We start from the raw sequence: 21,921 nt of genomic DNA, 5'->3' as shown, positions 1-21,921 counted from the left end.
GCCGCGCTTGAGAAAGGCGGTTAGGGAAGCGTATGCGGAATCACGAGAATTTTTCGGAAACGACGCCCGACCGGACCGCGCGCGACGGCCGCTCCTCCCGCCGCGCACCCAGCGCGGGGCCGAACGGGATGCGCGGGCGCAGGCCTGCGAGCAGCTGCGCCACGGTGAGGATCTGGATGCGCGGGATGCGGTGGGGGCCGCTCTCGTAGGAGCCGGCGCTGGCCGCCTCGCGCTCCATCGGTTTCGTCGGCGGCGTCAGGGTGAGGAACACGCCGAGCGGCTCGCGACGCCCCTCCATCGTCGCCCGCAGATCCTTGATCTGGCCGACGCCGACATTGAGCCCGCCCTTGACCGAGACGAGGGCCGCGCGCGTGCCCGCCTCCTCGGTCCTGAAGTAGATCAGCCCGTCGATGCCCCCGTCCGCCCCTTTCCGGCCGTCGCGGCTCGGCTGGGCATCGACCAGATCGACGCACCAGAGCTGGAACAGGTGCTTGTCGCGCAGCGCCAGTTCGCGCGCCCCGTCCATGTCCCGCGGGATGCCCTGGATGTTGAAGCGCAGGTCGGGGAAGGCCGCGTTCAGCCGCCGGGCGATCAGGTTGACGGAAAGCGGCGTCACGTCGATCCCGAGCCAGCGCCGCCGCAGCGTCTGCGCGGCGTGGACCGTGGTGCCGCAGCCGCAGAACGGATCGAGCACCACGTCGCCGGGATCGGACGAGGCGGCGATGATCCGCTCCAAAAGCGCCGCCGGCTTCTGGGTCGGGTAGCCGAGATGTTCGGCCGAGCCGGCATTGAGGCCGTCGATGTCGCTCCAGATGTCCTGCAGCGGCACGCCGCGCCGCGGATCGACCGGGCGCAGCACGCGCGGCATCCCGGTGCGGGTGTAGACGATGCGCCCTTCCGCGATCAGCCGGTCGCGCTCGCCTTGCGAGAAGCGCCAGTGCCCGCCGTGGCCGTTCCACTCGTAGCGCGCCCCGCGATCCCGCGGGGCGCGGCAATTGTCCTTGCGGTAGGTCTTGCCGTCGGTGTGGACGTAGAGGTCGTGCGTGCGCGGCGCCGACGTGCTGCGGGGGACGGACAGGTTGTTGAATGTCCGCCGGTCGGATTTCGAGTAGTAGAAGATCGTGTCGTGCACCGCGCCGAACCGGCCGCGCTTGCGGTCGTAATGGCCGTGGCTACGCTGCCAGACGATCTCGTTGCGGAACTGCCGGACCCCGAACACCGCGTCGAGAACCAACTTGAGGTAATGGCTCGCCGTCGGGTCGCAGTGGAGATAGAGCGCGCCGCTGTCGCGCAGGCCGCGGCGCATCTCGATCAGCCGCACCGCCATCATGGCGAGGTAGGCCATCACGTCGCCGGTGCCGAGGAATTGCTGGAGCGCGCGCAGCACGTCGGCGACCGCGCTGTGGCCCGAGCGCAGCACGTCGTCGAAGGCGCTCTGCGAGGCGTCGTTCCACGACCACGTGTCCTCGAAGGCCTGGACCTGCGACGGGCTCTTGGCGCCGTCGGGGGAGCGGAACAGCACCGAGTAGGACGGCTTCGCGTTGAACGGCGGGTCGAGGTAGATCAGGTCGATGCTCTCGTCGCGGATATGGTCGCGCATCACGTCGAGATTGTCGCCGAAATAGAGCGTGCCGGACATCGAGACTCCCGATCCATGCCGTTCGAGCTCGGCATCCGCGGGAGCAAATCTCATCCTAAGTTGGGCTTAAACCGGAACGAACCGTGAAATAGACCCCTTATCAAGAGGGTTTTACTGGTAAAATTTACTTGAAGTTGATTCTGTGTGGATCGTGAAGAGGCCGCCCCGGCCGACATCGCTCCCCTCGGGCACCGGGCCGCCCTCCCCCGGATCGCCGCCGATGCTTCACGTCGGCAAGCGGATGGTGTAGGCGCCCCCCCTGGCCGGGACAGGAAGGCCACGCGGCGCTCGCGTGACGAAAAAAGTCCCGGCTCGAGCCGCCCGGGAGTGCCACGGATGACCGCCCGCATCGACGCCGCCTTCGCCCGCTGCCGCGCGGAGAAGCGGGCCGCCCTCGTCACCTACGTGATGGCGGGCGACCCCGACCCCGAGACCTCGCTGAAGGTGCTGGAGGCGCTTCCCCGCTCGGGTGCCGACATCGTCGAGTTCGGCCTGCCCTTCACCGATCCGATGGCGGACGGTCCGGCGATCCAGGCCGCGGGCCTGCGCGCGCTCAAGGCCGGGCAGGACCTCGCGGGCACGCTGGCGCTGGTGCGCCGCTTCCGCGAGCGCGACGCCGACACCCCCGTGGTGCTGATGGGCTACTACAACCCGATCCACACCTACGGCGTGGACCGCTTCCTGCCCGACGCGAAGGAGGCCGGCATCGACGGCCTCATCGTCGTCGATCTGCCGCCCGAGGAGGACGACGAGCTGTGCCTGCCCGCGCGCGAGCACGGCCTCGCCTTCATCCGGCTCGCGACGCCCACCACCGACGACCGGCGCCTGCCCGCGGTGCTCGCGAACACGGCGGGCTTCGTCTACTACGTGTCGATCACCGGCGTGACCGGGACGGCGACGCCGGATTTCGGCAAGGTGGCGCAGGCGGTGACCCGCATCACCGCCAGGACCGACCTGCCGATCGTGGTCGGCTTCGGCGTCCGCACCGGCGCGCACGCGGCGGCGGTGGCCCAGGGCGCCGACGGCGTGGTGGTGGGCTCGGCGCTCGTCGATGCGCTGGCTCGCAGCCTCGATGGCGAGGGCCGCGCGGGCGAGGGCACGGTCGAGGCGGTGGCCGGGCTGGTGCGCGAACTCGCGGGCGGCGTGCGCGGCGTGACGAAGGGCTAAAGGCCGACTGCTTCGCTGTCCCCTCCCCTTCGCTTGCCCCTTGGCAGCGGGGCGGGGGCGGTCCGATATCAGCGTGTCACGGTTCGAGGAGCGAGAGACCCCATGGTCGAGGCGATGAACTGGATCTCGGAGGTCGTGCGCCCCAAGATCAAGACGCTGTTCAAGCGCGAGACGCCGGAGAACCTCTGGATCAAGTGCCCGGATACCGGGCAGATGGTCTTCCACAAGGAGGTCGAGCAGAACCACTGGGTCATCCCCGGCTCGGAGCACCATCTCAAGATGGGCGCCCAGGCGCGCCTCAAGATGATGTTCGACGAGGGCACGTGGATCGACGTGCCGCTGCCCGAGGTCGCCGCCGACCCGCTCAAGTTCCGCGACGAGAAGCGCTACGTCGACCGCCTCAAGGAGGCCCGCACCAAGACCGGCATGGCGGACGCCTTCAAGATCGGCTTCGGCCGCGTCGCGGGCCTGCCGATGACGATCGCGGTGCAGGAATTCGGCTTCATGGCCGGCTCGCTCGGCATGGCCGGCGGCGAGGCGTTCATCCGCGGCGCCGAGACCGCCCTGGAGAAGCGCACGCCCTACGTGCTGTTCGCGGCCTCCGGCGGCGCCCGCATGCAGGAGGGCATCCTCTCGCTCATGCAGATGCCGCGCACCACGGTGGCGGTGCGCCGCCTCAACGCGGCGAAGCTCCCCTACATCGTCGTGCTGACCAACCCGACGACGGGCGGCGTCACCGCCTCCTACGCCATGCTCGGCGACGTGCACTTCGCCGAGCCCGGCGCGCTGATCTGCTTCGCCGGCCCCCGCGTGATCGAGCAGACCATCCGCGAGAAGCTGCCCGACGGCTTCCAGCGGGCGGAGTACCTGCGCGAGCACGGCATGGTCGATCAGGTGGTGCACCGCCACCAGCTCAAGGACACCATCGGCCGGCTCTGCGGCCTGCTGATGGACGTGCGCCGCGACGCCCCGGCCTCCCTGCCGGACGCGGCCTGATCCTCCAACCGACGAAGGTTCGAGCGCGAGATGGACTCCTCCGACGCGCTGATGGCGCGCTTCCTCGCCCTGCATCCGCGCACGATCGACCTGTCGCTCGGGCGGATCGAGCGGCTGCTCGCCGCCCTCAACCATCCCGAGCGGCGCCTGCCGCCGGTGATCCACGTCGCCGGCACCAACGGCAAGGGCTCGACCATCGCCTTCATGCGGGCGATCCTCGAAGCCGGGGGACTGGCCGCCCACGTCTACACCTCGCCCCATCTCGTGCGCTTCCACGAGCGCATTCGCCTCGGCGGCATCGGCGGCGGCCAGTTCGTGGCCGAGGATCGGCTGGCCGACGCCTTCGCCCGTTGCGAGGCCGCCAACCGCGGCGAACCGATCACGGTGTTCGAGATCACCACCGCCGCCGCGCTGCTACTCTACTCGGAAGCCCCCGCCGACGTGCTGCTGCTCGAAGTGGGCTTAGGCGGCCGGGTCGATGCCACCAACGTGATCGACCGGCCGGCCTGCGCCGTCGTCACGCCGATCGGGCGTGATCACGCCGAGTATCTCGGCGACACCGTCGAGGCGGTGGCGACCGAGAAGGCCGGCATCTTCAAGCGCGGCTGCCCGGCGGTGATCGCGCCCCAGGACTACGCCCAGGCCGATTCCGTGCTCTGCCGCGCCGCCGAGCGGGTCGGCGCGACCCCCGTGCGCGTCGGCGGCCAGGACTTTTCGGTCCACGAGGAGAGCGGCCGGCTCGTCTATCAGGACGAGACCGAGCTGTTCGACCTGCCCCGCCCCCGGCTCGCCGGGCGCCATCAGCTCACCAATGCCGGCACCGCCATCACGGCTTTGCGCGCGGCGGGCTTCGGCGACATCGGCACGGCGGCGCTTGAGGCCGGCCTGCGCAACGTCGACTGGCCGGGCCGGCTCCAGCGGCTGAAGCACGGGGCGCTGGCCGAGCGCATGCCGCGGGACGCCGAGCTGTGGCTCGACGGCGGCCACAACGCCGATGGCGGGCGGATTCTCGCCGCCGCCATGGCCGATCTCGGCGAGCGCAGCGACGTGCCCCTCGTCCTGATCGTCGGCCTGCTCGGCACCAAGGACGCGGAAGGCTTCCTGAAGAACTTCGTCGGGCTCGCCCGCTCGCTGGTGGCGGTGCCGATCTCCGGCCAGATGGCCGCCCGCCCGGCGGAAGAGGTCGCCGGCATCGCCCGCTCGGTCGGGTTGCAGGCGAGCACCGCCCACAGCGTCGAGGCCGCGGTGGCGGGCTTGGCCGATACGGTGTTCGAGCGCCCGCCCCGCGTGCTGATCTGCGGTTCGCTCTACCTCGCGGGCGCCGTACTGGAAGCCAACGGGACGATTCCCGCCTGAGGCCCGGCTATGCCGTTGATCCGCGTCATTTCACGCGGAAAGTGGCATCTCGCCGTCGGGAGCGCCCTCTGGCGTCCGAAAACCCCGCTTCGCGCCGTCCGAGGACTTGAAACGCCAGCAACGGGTGTGGCCTTCCCGCTACATCCCGGCTGGGGGAAATGGTCTAGCTTCACGGCGATCGGGCAACTTGCTGGGGATCAAAAAAATGAAAAAGCTTCTGACATCGCTCGCCGCCTTCACGGCGCTCACCACCGTCGCTTCCGCTGCCGACCTGCCGCGCCGCGCCGCTCCGCCGGTCTTCACCCCGGTTCCGGTGTTCACCTGGACGGGCTTCTACGCCGGTTTCAACGCCGGCTACGGCTTCGGCGTGCAGGACTCGCTGGCCGCGACGCAGGTCAACACCATCGACCAGCGCATCATCAACGGCCCGGACGGCACCGTCGGCGCCATCATCTTCAACAACCGCGGCCGTAACGACGGCTTCGTCGGCGGCGCCCAGATCGGCTACAACTACCAGTTCACCCCGGGCGCCGGCATCGTCGTCGGTATCGAGGCGGACGCTCAGTACGCCGACCTCGGCGGTCGTGACGGCCGGAACTCCACCTGCGGCACCCGTGGCGTCACCTGCATCGTCCCGGGTGGCGTCGTGAACCCGGGCGTGACCCTGATCAACCCGACCGGTCTCCAGGGCCTCGACTTCTTCGGCACCGTCCGCGGCCGCATCGGTTACGCCTTCGACCGCGTCCTGTTCTACGGCACCGGCGGCTTCGCCTACGGCAGCTTCGGTGGCGGCCGCGCCGTCGACACCGACGACTTCAAGACCGGCTACGCCGTCGGTGGTGGTGTCGAGTACGCGCTCCCGACCGACTCGTTCCTGAACTTCTTCCGCTCCTCGGCGGTGACGCTCAAGATCGAAGGTCTGTACGTGAACTTCGACGGCAACCAGAGCCGTGGTGGCTTCGCCAACGTCAACGGCAACATCATCACCGCCACCCCGCTCCCGGCCGCCGTCGTCGGCAGCGGCGCCACCTCGATCCAGGTCAACAACTTCGCCCGCCGCGACAACGACTTCGCCGTCGTCCGCGCCGGCCTGAACTACAAGTTCGGCAGCTACTAAGCCGAACCCATAAGGGTCTCGAAACCGCGAGGGAGCCCGGCCGCAAGGCCGGGCTCCTTTGTTTTGGCCGGTCGGCTTCCCGTTCGCGCATGAAAAAAGCCCGGCCTCGCGGCCGGGCTTTTTTCATAGTCCGTCGGGCCGGATCAGGCGCTGGCCTGGATCCAGCTCGCGAGGGCACTCTTGGGGGCCGCGCCGACCTTCTGGCTGGCCAGCTGGCCGTTCTTGAAGATCAGCAGCGTCGGGATCGAGCGGATGCCGTAGGTCGAGGCGACCTGCGGGTTCTCATCGACGTTGATCTTGACGATCTTCACCTTGCCCTGGAGGTCGGCGGAGATCTCTTCCAGCGCCGGGCCGATCTGACGGCACGGGCCGCACCACTCCGCCCAGAAATCCACCACGACCGGCTCGGCGGACTTCAGCACGTCCTGCTCGAAGCTCGCGTCGGTCACTTTCACCGTCGCCATCGTCCACGTCCTTTCGACTCGTCTCGTTCGGGGCACCGGGGAGCGGGGTCGGCGCCTCCTGGCTCGAGCGGGAACTTGGCGACGCACCCGGCAGCGGTCAAGGCGCCGGGCCTCGCCCGCCCCGTCGGCACGGGGCTGAGCCGCGGGCCGGGCATGGGTGTGCACAGCCGTCCACACCGCCTGCGCAACCGCGCCGCTTGGCCGCTCCCCGGTCGCCTGCCCTCGCCATCTCGGCCGCGCGCCCCATGTGCGGGTCAGACTTCGGTCAGCCAGACTTCGGGACAGGCGGACAAGGAACACCGACGTGACGCGCACCCTTCCCTTCCTGCTCGCCACCGTCGCGGCCCTCGGCCTCGACGCGTCGGCCTTCGTTCGGTCATCCGCGGCGCAAGAGGCCAAACAAGAAGCCACGCAGGAGGCACGCCCCTCCCGCGTCGAGGGCGAGGCGTTCCAGGCGCCGGCCACGCCCGGCGCCGGCACCACCACCGCGGAGCAGGGCCCGCCCAACACCGAGTACAAGCCGCTCCTGCCCAACCAGACCCGCGCGCCGGAGCCGACCCAGAAGGCGCAGGTCGAGACCGCCGTCTTCGCCAAGGGCCTCGACAGCCCGTGGGCGATGGAGTTCCTGCCGGACGGGCGCGTGATCGTGACCGAGAAGGCCGGCAAGATCCGCATCGTGTCGAAGGACGGCACGCCGGGCCAGCCGGTGGCGAACGTGCCCAAGGTCGATCCCAAGGGGCAGGGCGGCCTGCTCGACATCGCGCTGAGCCCGGGCTTCGCCTCCGACCGCACGGTCTATTTCAGCTACAGTGAGCCGCGCGACAAGGGCAACGGCACGACGGTGGCGAAGGCCAAGTTCGTCGAGAGCGACGGCAAGGCCCGCCTCGACGACGTCAAGGTGATCTTCCGCCAGACGCCGACCTACGACGGCGACAAGCATTTCGGCTCGCGCCTCGTCTTCGCCCCCGACGGCAAGCTGTTCGTGACGGTCGGCGAGCGCTCCGACAAGCAGACCCGCGGCCAGGCGCAGGACCTATCGAGCGGGCTCGGCAAGGTGTTCCGCATCGACACCGACGGCAACGCGCCGAAGGACAACCCCTTCGTCGGCGGCGACAAGGCGAAACCCGAGATCTGGTCCTACGGCCACCGCAACGTCCAGGCCGCGGCGCTTGACGGCCAGGGCCGGCTCTGGACCGTGGAGCACGGCCCCCGCGGCGGCGACGAGCTGAACCGCCCGCGGCCGGGCCTCAATTACGGCTGGCCGGTGGTGACCTACGGCATTGAGTATTCGGGCGAGAAGATCGGCGACGGCGCCACCCAGGCCGGCGGCACGGTGCAGCCGGTCTATTACTGGGACCCGGTCATCGGCCCCTCCGGCATGGCCTATTACGACAAGGACCTGTTCCCGGACTGGAAGGGCGAGTTCCTGATCGGCGGCCTCGTCAGCACCGGCCTCGTCGCGCTCAAGCTCGACGGCGACAAGGTCGTCACCGAGGAGCGCGTGCCCCTCGATCACCGCGTCCGCGACGTGCGGGTCGGCCCCGACGGCGCCGTCTACGCGCTGACCGAGGACGACGGCCAGATCGTGAAGATCACGCCGAAGAAGAGCAGCTGAGGGCGCCCTCCCATTCGAAGGCTCGCCGGGTGCCGCCACTCCCCCCTCTCCCCGCGTGCGGGGAGAGGCCTTCATGGACCTTGTCGTCCATGAAGGAAGCGGAGGCGCAGCCGCAGCGGCGGTGAGGGGGACTCACTGGAGGAGGCTCGTCCTGAACCGCCCCCTCACCCCCGGCTTCCGCCTTGTCGCGCCGACGACGAGGTCGTCGCGACCCTCTCCCCGCACAGCGGGGCGAGGGGATGCGCGGCTCTCCGGGCTGATCAACCGAAGGCCGCCATCTCCCCTTCCCCCAGCCGCCGCACCACCGGCCCCGAGGTCCACACCAGCAGCGCGGTGATCCGCTTGCCCGGCCAGACCGCGGCGGCCAGCCGCGCGTAGAGCGCCACCTGGGCGGCCTCGCGCTGCGGGATCGGGGCGTCGTCGTCCGGCGGGCGGCCGGTCTTGAAGTCGCAGAGGGTCACGCTGTCGGCGCCGACGACGAGGCGGTCGATGCGGCCGGTCACGTCGCGCTCGATCCCGTCCACCGTCAGGCGCCCCGACAGCGCCACCTCGGCCCGCGCCTGAGCCGAGAACAGCGGCGCCAGCTCCGGCATCGCGATCAGCCGCAGCACCGTGCGGACCAGCTCGTTGCGCTTCGACGCTTCAAGCGTCGGCGCGCGGGCACCGGCGAAGCGGGCGGCGGCCTCTTCCCGGCGGGCCGGATCGATCCGGGGCAGGTGCTCCAAGAGCGAGTGGATCAGGGCACCGCGGCGGCGGGCCTCGGCGTCGCCCTGGCGGCGGCGCGGCGGGCGGTGGCCGTCCGCCGCGCCGAGCGCGCCCGACGGGCTCAAGGGGGGCGCGGCCTCGGCCTCGGGGGCGGCGGGAGAGAACAGCCAGTCCGGCACCGTCTCGGGCTCCGGCAGGGCGGCGGGCGCGGCGTGGCCGGGCGCGGCGTGGCCGCCCTCGCGCCACAGCGTCACGGGGCCGTGCGCGGTCTCGATTCCCTCGCCGGGGCCGAGATGCCGCTCCAGGCCGATGCGGACCATCTCGCACCACGAGGCCGGGGTCTCGCGGGTGGCGCCGCGATAGGGGGCGATCACGAGATGGTCGGCCGCCCGCGTCATCGCGACGTAGAGCAGGCGGTTGTGCTCCTCCCGCGCGCGGGCCTGGAGGGCTTGGCGCGCCACCGAGGTCGCCGCGCAATCCTGCGTGCGCCCGCCGGTCCAGACCGGTGGGAGCGGGCCGTCCGCGGGGGCGTCGAGCGCGAGCAGCGGCGGGTCGTTGCGGCCGAGCGGCTCGCAGCCGTCGATGACGACGACGACCGGGGCCTCCAGCCCCTTGGCGCCGTGGACCGTCATCACCCGCACCTCGTCGCGCCCGGCTTCCAGATCGCGCTTGACCGAGAGGCCGGTCTTGCCGCGGCCGGGGCGGGTCACGTAGTCGGACAGGAACGCGTCGAGGCAGGGCGCGGCGTCCGCCCCGGCTTCCGCGTCCGCGGCCTGGGCGAGGAACACGTCGATGGCGTCGCCCGCCTCGCCGCCGAGCCGCGCCACGAGGCGGCTGCGCCCGCCATGGGCGCCGAGCAGCGCGGCGTAGAAGCCGAACGGGCCGTTCTCGGCCGCCAACCGAATCCACAGTGCCAGCGCGTCGCGCCCGCGGATGGCGGCTTCGTCGCCGGCCTCCGCGTGGCGGGCGAGCGCGTCTTCCAGCGTCTCCGCGAGCGGGCGGCGGGCCGCGATGCGGGTGAGGTCGTCGTCGGTCAGGCCGACCAGCGGGGTCTTGAGGGCGGTGGCGAGCGTCAGGTCGTCGGCGGGCAGCAGGCCGGCGCGGCCCACCGCGACGAGATCGAGCACGGCGATGTGACCCGCGACCTCCAGCCGGTCCTGGCCGGCCACCGGCACGCCGAGGCCTTTCAGCGCCCGGATCACCTCCTCGAACGCCGCCGAGCGCTTGCGCACGAGGATCAGCACGTCGCCGGGCCGCCAGACCCGGCCGCAGGCATCGCCCGTGGTGGTCCAGGCATGAACCGCGCGGGCGATGCGGCGCGCGACCGTGATCGCGGGCGCGTTGGCCTCCGGGGCATCGACCGGGGCGGCCCAGGCGTCGGGTTCCTCCGTCTCCGCCGGCTCCTCGATGCCCCACAGCTCGACCGCGCCGGGCACCTCGCCGCGGGCGGAGGCGTGGACGGTGCCGGTCGCCCGGTCCTCGAAGGACAGGCCGGCGAAGTGCTCCGGCACCTTGAACACCGCGTCCACCGCCTTGAGCACGGAATTGGCGGTGCGGAACGATAGGGTGAGCCCGACATCGGCGAAGCCGATCGCGGCGTCCGCGGCAGCCTTCCCCCAGGCGCGGCGCGTCACCTCGAACTCGCGCGGGTCGGCGCCCTGGAAGCTGTAGATCGACTGCTTGGGATCACCGACCGCGAAGCGCGTGCGCAGCAATCCCCGCGCGCCCTCGCCCGCCGCGAACTCGGCGGTGAGCGTGCGCAGAATCTCCCATTGCTGCGGGTTGGTGTCCTGCGCCTCGTCGACCAGCACGTGATCGACGCCCCGGTCGAGCTTGTACAGCACCCAGGAGGCGCCGACGCGGGAGAGCAGATCGAGGGTCTTGTGGATCAGGTCGTCGAAATCGAGGGCGCCCTGGCGCGTCTTCTGCGCCTCGATCCGGCGGTGGATCTCGGCGGCGAGGCGATAGAGACCTTCGGTGCGGGCGAGCGCGCGGGCGGCGCGGAGCGCGTCGAACAGCGGGATCAGGCGGGCCTGCTCGTCGATCAGCGCCTGCTTCACCTCCTCCGGCACCGCCTTGGTGCCGAGCGATTTTTCCGCGCGTGGCTCGTCCCGGTCGGTGAAGAAGACCGAGCGGTAGGGGGCGAGCGCCTTGCCGGCATCCAGCAAGGTGTGGGCCTCGACCAGCGCGTCGGCGAGCCGCTCGTCGGTCGCCTTGCCGGTGCGCAGTTTCGTTGCAAGTTCGCGCCAGTCGCCGAGGTCGCCGTCCTCCAGGATGTTGCGCTCGATGCTCTCGACGCTGGCGCCGTCCTCGAGCGCCAGCGCCCGCGGCAGCCGGGCCAGCGCCGGCCCGAGTGCCCGGTGATCGGAAAACAGCGCGCGGGTGCGCATGGCGGCGCGGATCGCGTCGCGGAGCGTATCGCCCGAGGCCTCGGCGCCGACCACGGCGAGCGCCTCCGACAGGCCCTTGTCGCCGCCCAAAATGGCGTCGGCGAGCACGTTGTCGGTCTCGATCTCGAACATATCCCGTCCTTGCGTCTCGTCGAGCACGACGAAGCGGGCCGGGACGTTGGCCTCGAACGGGAACATATGCAGCAGCCGCTCGCAGAGCGCGTGCAGGGTCTCGATCTTGAGGCCGCCCGGCGTCTCGACCGCGCGGGCGAACAGGCGGCGGGCGAGCCGCAGCGTCGCGCGGGGCGGGCGCGCGCCGGTGAGTTCGGTGAGTTCCGTCGTGAGCGCGGCGTCGTCCAGCGTCACCCAGCGACCGAGGCGCTGGAACACGCGGATCGACATATTGGCGGCCGCCGCCTTGGTGAAGGTGAGGCAGAGGATGCGCCCCGGCGGTGCCCCGTCGAGCAGGAGCCGCAGCACCCGGTCGGTCAGCACCTTGGTCTTGCCCGCGCCCGCATTGGCCGAGACCCAGGCCGAGAGGCGCGGGTCGGCGGCCTTGAGCTGGGCCGACTTCGTCAGTTCGTCGACGATGAAGCCGCTCACGGCGCTTTCCTTTTGCTCACGCCTCTTGCCCCTCGCCCGCCAGCGACCATTCGAGGACGCGGGCCAAGTGGTCGTAGTCGCTGTAGGCGCGCACGTATTGCGGGAAGGGCCGCGAGACGTAGGCCGCCTCCCCGGTCATGTAGCGGGCGAGCAGCCCGCGCAGCCGCGTGACGTGCTCCTGTACGATGACCTCCACCGCCCGCGCCTCGCCCGGCGGCGGCTTGATCGGGATCGGCCGGAACGGCTCGCGCCCGCCGGACGCGTGGACGTAGAGGAGGTCCGGCACGCTGTGCGCGCTCAGGCCCTCGAAGGCGCCGTGCATCAGCATGGCGGCCTCCAGCGTCAGCTGGGGCGAGAAGCCGGCGAAGACGGTGCGGTTCGAGGGCGGCGAGCCGGTCTTGAAATCGACGATGCAGCAGCCGCCGTCGGCCCGCCGCTCGATGCGGTCGGCGCGGCCGGTGAGGGTGAAGGTCTCGGAGCCCAGCGGGATGTCCCACCGCCCCGACATCTCCGGATGGATGCCGGCGAGGTCGGGCCTGCGCGCGCGCTCCCACTCCAGAAACTCGATCGCCATGCGCTCGTAGCGGGGGAACCACTCGGCGTAGAGTTCGGGGTACTGGTCCTGCAGCCGGCCGAAAGCGTCGAACGCGATGGCGTAGAGGAACTCGTCGGCCTGCGGCGGCAGCGGCCCGGCATGGGCGAGCGCGAAGTCGCCGAGGATCTTGTGGATCAGCGTGCCACGCTCGGAGGCGCCCGGCACCACGGCGACCGGCTCCAGCGCCTCCAACCCCAGCACGTGACGCGCGAAGATCGAATACGGGTCGCGCACCAGCGTCTCGATCTCGGTGACGCTGAGGCGGCGCGGGAACAGCGCCGGGTCGGGCTTGGGCGCCGGGCGCGCGAGGCGCGGCGGGGCGGGCTCGCGGCCCCGGTCGAGCAATGCGGCGAGCCCCCGCAGGCGGCGTCCGCGCGCGATCACGGCCTCCCACGGGCCCTCGCCGCCGAAGGCGCGCAGGCGCTGGAGGAAGCGCGAGGGCACGGTCGGCGAGCCCTCGCGCTTGGCCGCGCGGGTCAGCACCGCGTCGTGGGTACCGAGCAGCTGCACGAAGTCGTGCGCCGCCTGCCCGATCCGGCGCTCCGGCGGCGACAGGCCGACCTGCCCCCGCATCGGCCGGTTGAGGAAGGCGTCGGTGGTCTGGCGCACCGGCCAGACCGCCTCGTCGAGGCCGCCGAGGACGATCCGGTCCACGGTGAGCAGCCGCGCTTCCAGCGGCCCGAGCAGGCGCAGGCGCGGATGCGCGCCGTCCCGCGCGCAAGCCACGGTGCGGTCGCGGGCGAGCGCGGTGAAGACGGCGGCGTAGTCGCCGAACCGGCCGGGCAGCTCTTCGTCGGCGGCGGCTTCGAGATCGTCGAACAGCTGGTCCAGCGTGTCGAGGGACGGATCGTCGATCTCGCCTTCCGGGCCGTCGAGCATCCGCTCGCAGGCCTCGCGGTGGAGGGCGGCGAGCGCCACGAGGTTGCCGACCGCCGGCTGCCGGTCGGTGCGGAAATCACCGAGCGCGATCTCCAGCCGGTCGAGGACTTGCGCCGCCAGCTCCCAGTCGATCGCCTTGAGCCGCCGCTTCGCCCGCGGCACCCGCCCGGTGCCCGTGCGGTTGAGTTCGAGCGCCGTGCGCATGCCGTCGAAACTGTTCTTCGGCACCGGGGCGGGGCCGCGTAGCCCGCCGATCTCCAGCGCCGCGCCGGCGCGCACCACCTCGCTGCGGGTGAGCCCCAGGCGGACGAAGGGGTGGGCCAGCAGCGAGATGACGCGGGACGGGGCGGGCTCGGCGGCAAGCTCCGCCACGAGCCGGGCGAAGCGTCCGCCCTGCGAGCGGGCGAGGCCGAGGCCGGCGGAATCCTCCGCCACGATGCCCCAGCGGGCGAGTTCGGCCGAGACGCGGAGCGCCAAGCCCCGGTCGGGCGTCACCAGGGCGGCGGTGGCGCCGGGCGTTTCCAGGGTTTCGCGTAGCGCCAGCGCCGCGACCAGCGCCTCTTCGCGCTCGTCCGCGGCCTCGACCACCGCGAGGCCGGCCAGCCCGTCGCGGGCGAGCGTCAGACGCTCGGCCGGGTCGAGCCCGGCCCAGGCGTCGGTGGTCTCGGCTGGGCGCAGGGCCTGCGACAGCAGCTTTTCGCGCGCCACCGCCTCGGGGGGCGGATCGCCGAGCGGCGCCACCGCCTCGCGCCCGATACTGAGCGCGCTGCGGCCCATGAGCTGGCGCAGGATCGCCTGCGGATGGCCGTGGGCGGCGTCCTCCGGGTTGCCGCCGCCGTCGATGGCGTCCCAGCCTTCCGGGTCGAGATGGAGGTCGAGGCCGGGCAGCACCACGGCGCCGCGGGGGAGCCGTGCCACCGCGGCGATCAACCGGGCGGTGGCCGGGACCGAGCCGGTCGAGCCTGCCACCACCACCGGATCGCCCGGCCGCTCGCGCGCCAGCCGGTCGGCCTCGGCGAGCACGAGGCGGCGCGCCCGCACCGCCGGGTCGGCCAGCGATCGGTCGGCAAGGATGCCGGGCCAGTTCTCGGCGGCGATGCGCAGGAAATCGAGGGTGAGGCCGAAATAGCGCGAATGCTCGGCCTCGACCGCGGCGCCGATCTCGTTCCAGGGCAGGCCCTCGACGGTGAGCGCGTCCATCAGCCCTTCGAGGTCGGCGGCGAGCGCCACCGCGTCGGCGGGCGAGGACGGCACGAGGAAGGGTACCTCGTCGTCGATGGGCAAGAGTTCGCGGTCGACGGTCTCGGCCCATTTCTGGACGAGGCGGGCCAGGATCAGCCGCCGCTCCAGGGCCGCGACGGCCGGATGCAGCAGCTCTTCGGGCGTTTCCAGCAGCGCGTTGGCCGAGAGGTCGAGTTCGGCCTCGTCGGCCTCGCCGAGCGGGATCATCCGCGGCAGCAGGGCCGCGCCGCCGAGGCGCTGCGCCAGCACGGTCGAGAGCGCCCGCACCGCGCGCTGCGTCGGCAGGTAGAGCGTGACCGAGGCCAGCGCGAACGGATCGTCGCCGAGCGCGCCGACGAGGCGGCCCGACACCAGCGCGTCGGCGAGCGTCGGCAGGAACGGGGCGCCGGGGGGGATGGTGAGGACGCGGGGGGCGGACATGGGCTTTGGCTGAAAAGGTCACCCGAGGCGGCGGGCGCGCTCGTGGGTGAAGTTGATCGCGTCGAATCCGGCGGTGACGCTGGAAACATAAAGATCGAGATCGTCGGTGACGAGGCCGACATCGTCGCGCTGCGCGGCGAGGATGCTGGCATCGGTCAGGCCGAGACGGGCGAATTCCGGCCGTGCGAGCGCTTCCGCGCAGGGGACGTGGATTTCCTCGGCCCCAACAGCGAAATCCCGGAAGGCTTCGACGATCCGGCCGCGGCCCGGCTCCTGAAACTGCCGGATCAGGTTCGAGGTCTCGCCCAGTACGTGCGGCGTCGTGACGATCCGGGTAGCCTTCGTCAGCAACTCTTCGAGCAGCGGCAGGTCCTCGCTCCGGTAGCTGCGGGTTCGCTTATGCGCCCCCACGAAGGCCGGCGAGGCGCGGCCGACAATGAGCAGGACCAACAGGTTGGTGTCGAGGAGGCACCGCTGCATCACCCCTCGGCCATCAGCGGCACCCGGTCGTCCACCGCGAGCAGCCGGCCGTCCGGGTCGGCGATCCGCACGGTCTTGTAGATGCGGTTGAGGTCGAGGTCGCGCCCGAGCCGGTTGGTGACGATCTTCGGTGCGTCCCAGGGGCGCGAGAAGCCGAGGGTGATCGACCACGCCTCCGCCGTGTCGTCGAAGCGGACTTCTTCGAGGCCGAGATTCGTCAGGCTTTCCCCGGCGAAGGCCTCCGCGACGTAGGTCTTCGCCTTGGCCACCGCTTCCTTCACGTCCATGGCAACCTCCGAGCGTGCCGCTCGAATGTAAGCGTTCGCGCCGGTCAGGGGGAGGCCCGATCCACCCCTACCCGAACCGCGCCAGCAACCCCGCCCCATCGACCCCCAAAGCCTCGGCGATCTCGGCCAAGGCCGCCTGCTCCTTCGCCCCGATGCCCTCGTGGTCGGCGACGTCCGCGGCCAGCAGGAAGACGGTGCGGCGCTGCTCCTCCGGGCGGTCGGCGATGAGCGCGACGCGCACGAGGTTCTCGGAGCGGCCGGCGCGGGTGCGGGCGCGGCCCAGGCCCTCGTAGAGGGCGTGTTCCAGCATCAAGCCGTCGTAGCCCTTTTCGAGGATCGGGTCGGCGCGAAGCCCGGCGAGCGCCGTGTCGAACTCTTCCGACATCACCTCGCCGTCGGCGACCGCGACGTTGGCGCAGGCCGACACCGCGGCCTGCATCAGGTTCTCGTCGCCGGCATAGGCCGTCAGCGTGCGGCGGAAGCGCTCCACCGTTTCCGAGATCAGACCCATCCTCACCCTGCCGTCATGCCCGAACCGGCTTCAACACGCCGCGCGGCCCGAGGTTCACGGTACTCTCACGGCACCTGTGCGCTCTGGCGCACGCGGGCTTCCGCCGCCTCGATGGCGTCGGGCGTGCCGACATGGAGCCACTGCCCGTCGAGGCGCAGGCCGTGAAGGCGGCCGCGCTTGGCCGCCCGGTCGAACAGCAGGGTGAGCGAGAACGCGCCCTCCGGCGTGTCGGCGAACAGCTCCGGCTTCAGGATGGCGACGCCCGCGTAGATGAAGGGCGCGACCTCGCGCTCGCCGCGCCACGTGAGGCGCCCTTCGGCATCCATGTCGAAATCGCCCGCGCCCTCGTAGCCGAGGCTGGTCGCCGTCGGGGCGACGAGCAGCAGGATGTCCATGCCGTCCGGGTTCCAGGCCTCGATCAGCCGGGGGAGGTTGGGGCGCGGACCCTCCAGCCAGAACGAATCGGAGTTGAACACCACGAACGGCTCGGACCCGAGATGGTGCAGCGCCTTGCGGATGCCGCCGCCGGTCTCCAGCAATTCCTCGCGCTCGTCGGAGATGACGATGGCCGGGCCGCCGGTGCGGTGGGAGAGATGGCCCTCCATCAGGTCGGCGAGCCAGTGGACGTTGACGATGGCCGTCTCGATCCCGCCTTCGGCCGCCCGGTCGAGGGCGTGATCGATCAGCGCCTTGCCGGCGACCTCGACCAGCGGCTTCGGGGTCGTAGCCGTGATCGGCCGCATCCGCTTGCCGAGGCCCGCGGCGAGCACGAAGGCGCGCGTGATTCTTTTTGGATTTTCGGGCGCGTCAGTCATGGCGGCCATGGCGGTTCTTGGAGGGTTGGGTCAGGCAGTCGGCGCGACGAGGCTCGGCAACTGCGTCTCGTGCCAGGCCCGCAGGGGGCCGAGCGCCGGGTGGGCGAGGTTGCGGGCGAGATACCCTTCGATCCGCGGCAGGTGGGCGAGGTAGCCCGGCTTGCCGTCGCGCTTGTCGAGCCGCGCGAAGATGCCGAGAATCTTCGTCGCGCGCTGGGCCGCCAGCACCGCGTAGGAGCGGGCGAAGGCCTGGAGATCGAAGCCCGGATCGCGGGCGCGGCGCTCGCGGATGTAGAGGCCGAGCAGCCGCAGCTCGAAATCGGCGCTGCAATCGACGCGGGCGTCCTGCAGCAGCGAGGCGACGTCGTAGGCCGGGTGGCCCATCACCGCGTCCTGGAAGTCGATCACGCCGACCCGCTCCAGCCCCTCGCGCTCGGGTAGCCAGATCAGGTTGGGGGAGTGGTAGTCGCGCAAGGTCCAGGTGGTGCGCTCGGTCAGCAGGTCCTTGAGCGCGTCGCCCCACAGCGCCTGGAACTCGCGCCGCGCGTCCGGCGGCAGATGGGTGTTGCGGATGGCGGGTGCGTACCACTCGGGCATCAGCTCGACCTCGAACAGCAGCGCCTCCGCGTCGTAGCGCGGCAGCACGTGCTCGTGGCCGTCGCCCACCGGCACCCGGTCGGGCAGGTCGGTGGCGTGGAGCTTGGCGAGCAGCCGCACGGCCTCCGAATAGCGCTCGGGGCGCGGCGCGCCGTTCTCGACCACCGGCTCGGAGCCGAGATCCTCCAGAATGAGCAGCCCGGCCGAGAGATTCTCGCCCAAAATCTTGGGCGCCGACACGCCGAGGCCGACCAGCGCCCGGTCCATGCCGACGAAGGCGTGGATGCTCTCGGCGAGCTTGACGATGGCGCTGTAGGGCTTGCCGTCCTTCACCGGCGGGCCGTCGGGGCGGGGGGGCGCGATCATCAGCACCGCGGTCTCGCCGCCGGGCTTCACCAGCCGCTCGTAGGCGCGCGAGGAGGCGTCGCCCTGCATCGGCACCCGGTCGGCCTCGTCCCAACCGGTGCGGGCGATCAGCGCGCGGACCGCGCGGGCGCGGTCGAGCCGCTCGCGCATGCCCGGCGTCCCCTCGATCCGCACGAGCCGGGCGCCCTCGCCGTATTCGGGCCGCAGCGAGAGATCGACCGACAGGGTCTCGGCCTCGCGCGCGCCCAGCCGCTCCGGCCACTCGACCAGGGTGATGGCGGTCTCGGCCAACTCGTCGAAGCCGAGTTCGACCAGCTCGTCGGGCCCGCGCAGGCGGTAGAGGTCGGCGTGGATCACCGGGCGGCCGGCGCGCGTCTCGTAGGGCTGCATCAGGGTGAAGGTCGGGCTCGGCACTTCGAGCCGCGGGTCGCCCGCGAGTTCGCGGATCATCGCGCGGGCGAGCGTGGTCTTGCCGGCCCCCAGGCCGCCTGAGAGCGCCACGAGGTCGCCGGGCAGGAGGAAGCCCGCCAGGAACGCGGCCATGTCCTCGGTGGCGCCCTCTTCCGGCAGCAGCACCTCCCATGCCGGGCGCCGCTTGGGCGTCTCGGCCGAGGAATCCCGGCCCGTGCCGTCCGTGTCCTCGCTCAACGCCTCACCCTCCGCACGCACCGCCGGACGCATCCGCCGGACATTGTGGCCCGACGGTTTCGCGCGATCCTAGCAGGGGATGCTTAACCGGTTTTCTTACCGCAGGCGAAACCTTGAAAGCCGCGGCCAAGCCCCGGCCGGGATGCTATTTTCCCTACTCCGCCGCTTCGAGGCTGGCGGCGGCGCGGCCGTTCGGCGTCGGGCCGTTGCGCGGCGTGCGGGCGGCCTCGGCGTCCGGCACGGCGTTGGGCAACCGCCCGTTGCCGGGCGAGGGCTCGGCGGGAAACAGGCAGGAGACGCGGGTGCCGAGCCCCGGCGCCGAGGCGATCTCGACCCGGCCGCCATGCAGCTCGACGAAGGAGCGCACGATCGACAGCCCGAGGCCCACGCCGCGATGCTTGGTGCCGAGCGTGTTGCTCTCGAACCGGTCGAACACCCGGTCGATCACCTCCCCGGGGATGCCACGGCCCTGGTCGATCACCGAGAGGGTCAGCGCGCCGCCCTGGCGCCGCGCCTCGACCCGCACGTGCTGGCCGGGCTCGGAGAAGCCGACGGCGTTCGACAGGAGGTTGAACAGGATCTGGCGCACGCGCTTGCCGTCTGCGAACACGCTGCCGACGCCCTCCGGCACGTCGAGATCGAGGCCGATATGCGACTCGGCCAGCCGATCCTCGATGCCGCGGGCGGCGGCCTCGACGGTGGCGCGCACGTCGATGGTCTCGCGCTGCAATTCGAGCGAGCCGGCATCGATCGAGGCGAGGTCGAGGATGTCGTTGATGATGACGAGGAGCGCGGCGGACGAGCGCATGATGTGCTCGGAATACTCGCGCTGGCGCTCGTTCAGGGCGCCGACCGTCTCGTCGCCGAGGAGCTGGGTGAAGCCGATGATGTTGGTGAGCGGCGAGCGCAGCTCGTAGGAGACGTGGTGGACGAAGGTGTCGCGCAGCTGCGAGGCGCGCTCCAGGGCGTCGTTCTTCTCGGTCAGCGCCCGCTCGACATTGGCGCTCGCGGTCACGTCGATGAAGGTCAGGAGCGTCGCGCCGAGCGGCAGCGGCTGGGCCGAGCAGTCGAGCACGGTGCCGTCGCTCATGTCGAGGCGGCAGGCATGCCCGCTGCGGGAGTCGGACAGGCCGGTGATCGCCTGCCGGATGCCGGCCCAGGCGCCCTGGTCGGGCGTCAGCGTGCGGCAGGCGGCGATGACCTTGTCGACGTAGGGCTTGTCGGCCAGCACCGCCGGATCGATCCGCCACGTCGTCGCGAAGGCGCGGTTGGCGACCGTCAAGCGCCCGTCGGCGGCGAACACCGCCACGGGCTCCTTCAGCGCCTCCAGCGTCTCGGCCTGCTCCTTCATCAGCGCGTCATAGCGCGAGGCGAGCTTCATGCTCTCCGAGACGTCCTGATAGAGGTAGGTCAGGCCCCCTTGCGGGTTGGGGTCGGCGAGCACCCGGAGGGTGCGCCCGTCGGGCAGATACCAGGGCGTGTCGGTGGCCTCGACCGCGCGGTAGGCGGCCAGCACCTCGGCCTTCCACGAGCGGAAATCGGCCTGCTCGGGCAGCTTCCGGGCGGCGCGCAGCCGGTCGAGGATTTCGCCGTCGAGGGGTTTCGAATCGAGGAATGCCGGGTCGAGGTCCCACAGGCGCTGGTAGGCGGCGTTGTGGAAGATCAGGCGCTGGCGCGCGTCGAACATCGCCACCGCGGTCGGCAGTTGGTCGAGGGTGCGGACGTTGGCGTCCATCTGCCGCTGGAGGTCGGCGCGCACGCTCTCCAATTCCGAGACGTCGACGGCGATGCCGACGCGGCCGGTCTCGGTCACGCTCTCGCAGACGTCGAGGGTGCGCCGCGCCCCCGCGACCACCGCGGAGAGGCGCAAGGGTTGGGGCCGGGCGGCGTTGCAGGCCGGGCGGCGGGCGATCTGCTCGCGGGCGGCGCGGTCGAGCAGTTCGAGGCCGCTCTCCAGCACCGCCTCGCGGCCCGGCGCCTCGACGGCGGCGGCGTAGGCCGCGTTGGCGAAGGCGAGGCGCCCGTCCGGGGCGCGATGCCAGACCGGCTGGGGAATCGCGTCGAGGAGGCCGGCGAGCGCCGCGTAACCGCGCTTGGTCTCATCGAGGGTGCCGCGCAGCTCGATCAGCTCGCGCCGCTCCTCCGTGGTCTCGCGCAGGCGCAGCAGCGCCCGCCCGCCGACGGCCCCGCCCTGCGCCTCGATGTAGCGCCCGGCGAGGCTGCGCAGGTTCATCCGGAAGCCGGTGCCGCGCTCGCGCAAGGCCGCCACGGCGGAATCGAGGAGCTGCGCGTCCTGTGCGGCGAGCCAGGAGCCGAAGGCGAGCAGGCGCTTGGCGCCGTTCTGGACGCCGCGGGGATCGGGCGCCCCGCCCCTCAGATCCTGGGCGAAGCCGGCATCGCCCTCGACCACGGGCTCGCCGCGGCCGGCCCAGGTGACGAGCACCTGCCGCTCGGAATGGAGCAGCATCTCGGCCCGGTCGTGGGCGCCGCTGAGCGCGGAGAGCGCATCCTGCAGGGCGCGCTCGCGGCGCATCCAGCGGCCGCGCTCGCGCATGTGCAGCAGCGACAGGATCGTCGCGAACACGGTCAGGCCGATCAGCACGGCCAAGCCGGCGGCGTTGTGCGTGTGCATCGGTCCCAGCATCGACCCCGCGCCGCCGGACGGAGCGCCCTCGGCCGCCGCCGCCAGCGGCGCCGCGACCCAGAGGACGCCGGCACGCGCGAGGCCGCGCACCGTCCGTTCCAGACCCATCCTCAAGCCCCCGACACCCGCGCCGGACGGCGACGGCCGAACGCCGCCGTCCGGGCAAAAGCATCCCGTCGCCCCCGACCATGGGCCGAGGCGCGGGCGCCCGCTCCGTTTGTTCGCCCCATCCTAACGCGGGGGGGATTCCGGCTGGAAGCGCCTTTCTGCCCCGAACCGGGACCGCGCTGCATTCGGACGCGCCGGGGCGCACAAAAGCCACAGTATCTTTAGTTGGCCTCAAGCGCCGGCGGCCGCGTCCGCGGCCTTAGGCTGCTCGCTCCGC

15 protein-coding genes are annotated in these 21,921 nt (G+C 71.8%); 5 read left to right on the top strand and 10 right to left on the bottom strand.

The genetic code is table 11. The features are described 5' to 3' along the window. Window positions 1-40: 40 nt before the first annotated feature. Complete coding sequence (locus AAHG03_RS01875; RefSeq protein WP_342148317.1) at window positions 41-1,639, bottom strand: DNA methyltransferase; 1,599 nt, start codon at window positions 1,637-1,639, stop codon at window positions 41-43. A 336-nt stretch (window positions 1,640-1,975) separates the two neighbouring features. Here AAHG03_RS01875 and trpA point away from each other — a divergent pair, with 336 nt between their 5' ends. From trpA to AAHG03_RS01855, 4 genes are all read left to right on the top strand, one after another. Then, window positions 1,976-2,806, top strand: coding sequence for a tryptophan synthase subunit alpha (trpA, locus tag AAHG03_RS01870; RefSeq protein ID WP_342148315.1), 831 nt, complete (start codon window positions 1,976-1,978; stop codon window positions 2,804-2,806). Window positions 2,807-2,908: 102 nt separating this feature from the next. After that, window positions 2,909-3,802, top strand: a complete 894-nt coding sequence (accD, locus tag AAHG03_RS01865; protein ID WP_342148313.1) for an acetyl-CoA carboxylase, carboxyltransferase subunit beta — start codon at window positions 2,909-2,911, stop codon at window positions 3,800-3,802. A gap of 30 nt (window positions 3,803-3,832) precedes the next feature. Then, a complete protein-coding gene (locus AAHG03_RS01860; protein ID WP_342148312.1) occupies window positions 3,833-5,158 on the top strand; it encodes a bifunctional folylpolyglutamate synthase/dihydrofolate synthase in 1,326 nt (441 codons plus the stop codon). A 205-nt stretch (window positions 5,159-5,363) separates the two neighbouring features. Then, window positions 5,364-6,275 carry an outer membrane protein gene (locus AAHG03_RS01855; RefSeq protein WP_342148310.1) on the top strand — a complete coding sequence of 304 codons (912 nt, stop codon included), beginning with the start codon at window positions 5,364-5,366 and terminating at the stop codon, window positions 6,273-6,275. Window positions 6,276-6,418: 143 nt separating this feature from the next. On the opposite strand, the gene trxA is transcribed toward AAHG03_RS01855, so the two are convergent. Further along, window positions 6,419-6,739 (bottom strand): thioredoxin, encoded by a 321-nt coding sequence (gene trxA / locus AAHG03_RS01850; RefSeq protein ID WP_342148308.1) that lies wholly within the window; start codon window positions 6,737-6,739, stop codon window positions 6,419-6,421. 304 nt (window positions 6,740-7,043) lie between these two features. Between trxA and AAHG03_RS01845 the strand changes: the two genes are divergently transcribed. Next, window positions 7,044-8,354, top strand: a complete 1,311-nt coding sequence (locus AAHG03_RS01845; RefSeq protein WP_342148307.1) for a PQQ-dependent sugar dehydrogenase — start codon at window positions 7,044-7,046, stop codon at window positions 8,352-8,354. A 260-nt stretch (window positions 8,355-8,614) separates the two neighbouring features. Here AAHG03_RS01845 and addA read toward each other — a convergent pair whose 3' ends face one another. The 8 genes from addA to AAHG03_RS01805 form a co-directional block, all read right to left on the bottom strand. After that, window positions 8,615-12,052, bottom strand: coding sequence for a double-strand break repair helicase AddA (addA, locus tag AAHG03_RS01840; protein WP_342148306.1), 3,438 nt, complete (start codon window positions 12,050-12,052; stop codon window positions 8,615-8,617). 16 nt (window positions 12,053-12,068) lie between these two features. After that, window positions 12,069-15,188: a double-strand break repair protein AddB gene (addB, locus tag AAHG03_RS01835; protein WP_342148304.1), complete on the bottom strand. Its 3,120-nt coding sequence runs from the start codon at window positions 15,186-15,188 to the stop codon at window positions 12,069-12,071. A gap of 18 nt (window positions 15,189-15,206) precedes the next feature. After that, window positions 15,207-15,668 (bottom strand): PIN domain-containing protein, encoded by a 462-nt coding sequence (locus AAHG03_RS01830; RefSeq protein ID WP_342148302.1) that lies wholly within the window; start codon window positions 15,666-15,668, stop codon window positions 15,207-15,209. Continuing rightward, window positions 15,668-15,955, bottom strand: coding sequence for a hypothetical protein (locus AAHG03_RS01825; RefSeq protein ID WP_342148300.1), 288 nt, complete (start codon window positions 15,953-15,955; stop codon window positions 15,668-15,670). The genes AAHG03_RS01830 and AAHG03_RS01825 overlap by 1 nt, the downstream gene beginning before the upstream one ends. A gap of 67 nt (window positions 15,956-16,022) precedes the next feature. After that, on the bottom strand, window positions 16,023-16,466 hold the full coding sequence (locus AAHG03_RS01820) for a tellurite resistance TerB family protein (RefSeq protein ID WP_342148299.1): 444 nt from the start codon (window positions 16,464-16,466) through the stop codon (window positions 16,023-16,025). Between the two features lie 65 nt (window positions 16,467-16,531). Further along, entirely contained in the window at window positions 16,532-17,281 is a 750-nt protein-coding gene (locus tag AAHG03_RS01815; protein WP_342148572.1) for a nucleotidyltransferase family protein, read from the bottom strand. Window positions 17,282-17,311: 30 nt separating this feature from the next. Continuing rightward, complete coding sequence (gene tsaE, locus AAHG03_RS01810) at window positions 17,312-18,892, bottom strand: tRNA (adenosine(37)-N6)-threonylcarbamoyltransferase complex ATPase subunit type 1 TsaE (protein WP_412759701.1); 1,581 nt, start codon at window positions 18,890-18,892, stop codon at window positions 17,312-17,314. A 154-nt stretch (window positions 18,893-19,046) separates the two neighbouring features. Further along, window positions 19,047-21,644, bottom strand: coding sequence for a sensor histidine kinase (locus AAHG03_RS01805; RefSeq protein ID WP_342148297.1), 2,598 nt, complete (start codon window positions 21,642-21,644; stop codon window positions 19,047-19,049). Between the last annotated feature and the right edge of the window lie 277 nt (window positions 21,645-21,921).

Origin of the sequence: Methylorubrum subtropicum, from assembly GCF_038442325.1 — a bacterium.
Taxonomy (GTDB): Bacteria; Pseudomonadota; Alphaproteobacteria; order Rhizobiales; family Beijerinckiaceae; genus Methylobacterium; species Methylobacterium subtropicum.
Note: the sequence above shows the minus strand (reverse complement) of the source record. Positions and strands in the feature narration are given on the sequence as shown.

Bases quoted from the DNA above. Each gene is read 5' to 3' on its own strand.
- addB (WP_342148304.1), bottom strand. From the start codon at position 15,188: ATGTCCGCCCCCCGCGTCCTCACCATCCCCCCCGGCGCCCCGTTCCTG.
- trxA (WP_342148308.1), bottom strand. From the start codon at position 6,739: ATGGCGACGGTGAAAGTGACCGACGCGAGCTTCGAGCAGGACGTGCTG.
- trpA (WP_342148315.1), top strand. From the start codon at position 1,976: ATGACCGCCCGCATCGACGCCGCCTTCGCCCGCTGCCGCGCGGAGAAG.
- AAHG03_RS01855 (WP_342148310.1), top strand. From the start codon at position 5,364: ATGAAAAAGCTTCTGACATCGCTCGCCGCCTTCACGGCGCTCACCACC.
- AAHG03_RS01805 (WP_342148297.1), bottom strand. From the start codon at position 21,644: ATGGGTCTGGAACGGACGGTGCGCGGCCTCGCGCGTGCCGGCGTCCTC.
- AAHG03_RS01830 (WP_342148302.1), bottom strand. From the start codon at position 15,668: ATGCAGCGGTGCCTCCTCGACACCAACCTGTTGGTCCTGCTCATTGTC.
- AAHG03_RS01815 (WP_342148572.1), bottom strand. From the start codon at position 17,281: ATGACTGACGCGCCCGAAAATCCAAAAAGAATCACGCGCGCCTTCGTG.
- AAHG03_RS01820 (WP_342148299.1), bottom strand. From the start codon at position 16,466: ATGGGTCTGATCTCGGAAACGGTGGAGCGCTTCCGCCGCACGCTGACG.
- AAHG03_RS01875 (WP_342148317.1), bottom strand. From the start codon at position 1,639: ATGTCCGGCACGCTCTATTTCGGCGACAATCTCGACGTGATGCGCGAC.
- accD (WP_342148313.1), top strand. From the start codon at position 2,909: ATGGTCGAGGCGATGAACTGGATCTCGGAGGTCGTGCGCCCCAAGATC.
- AAHG03_RS01825 (WP_342148300.1), bottom strand. From the start codon at position 15,955: ATGGACGTGAAGGAAGCGGTGGCCAAGGCGAAGACCTACGTCGCGGAG.
- AAHG03_RS01860 (WP_342148312.1), top strand. From the start codon at position 3,833: ATGGACTCCTCCGACGCGCTGATGGCGCGCTTCCTCGCCCTGCATCCG.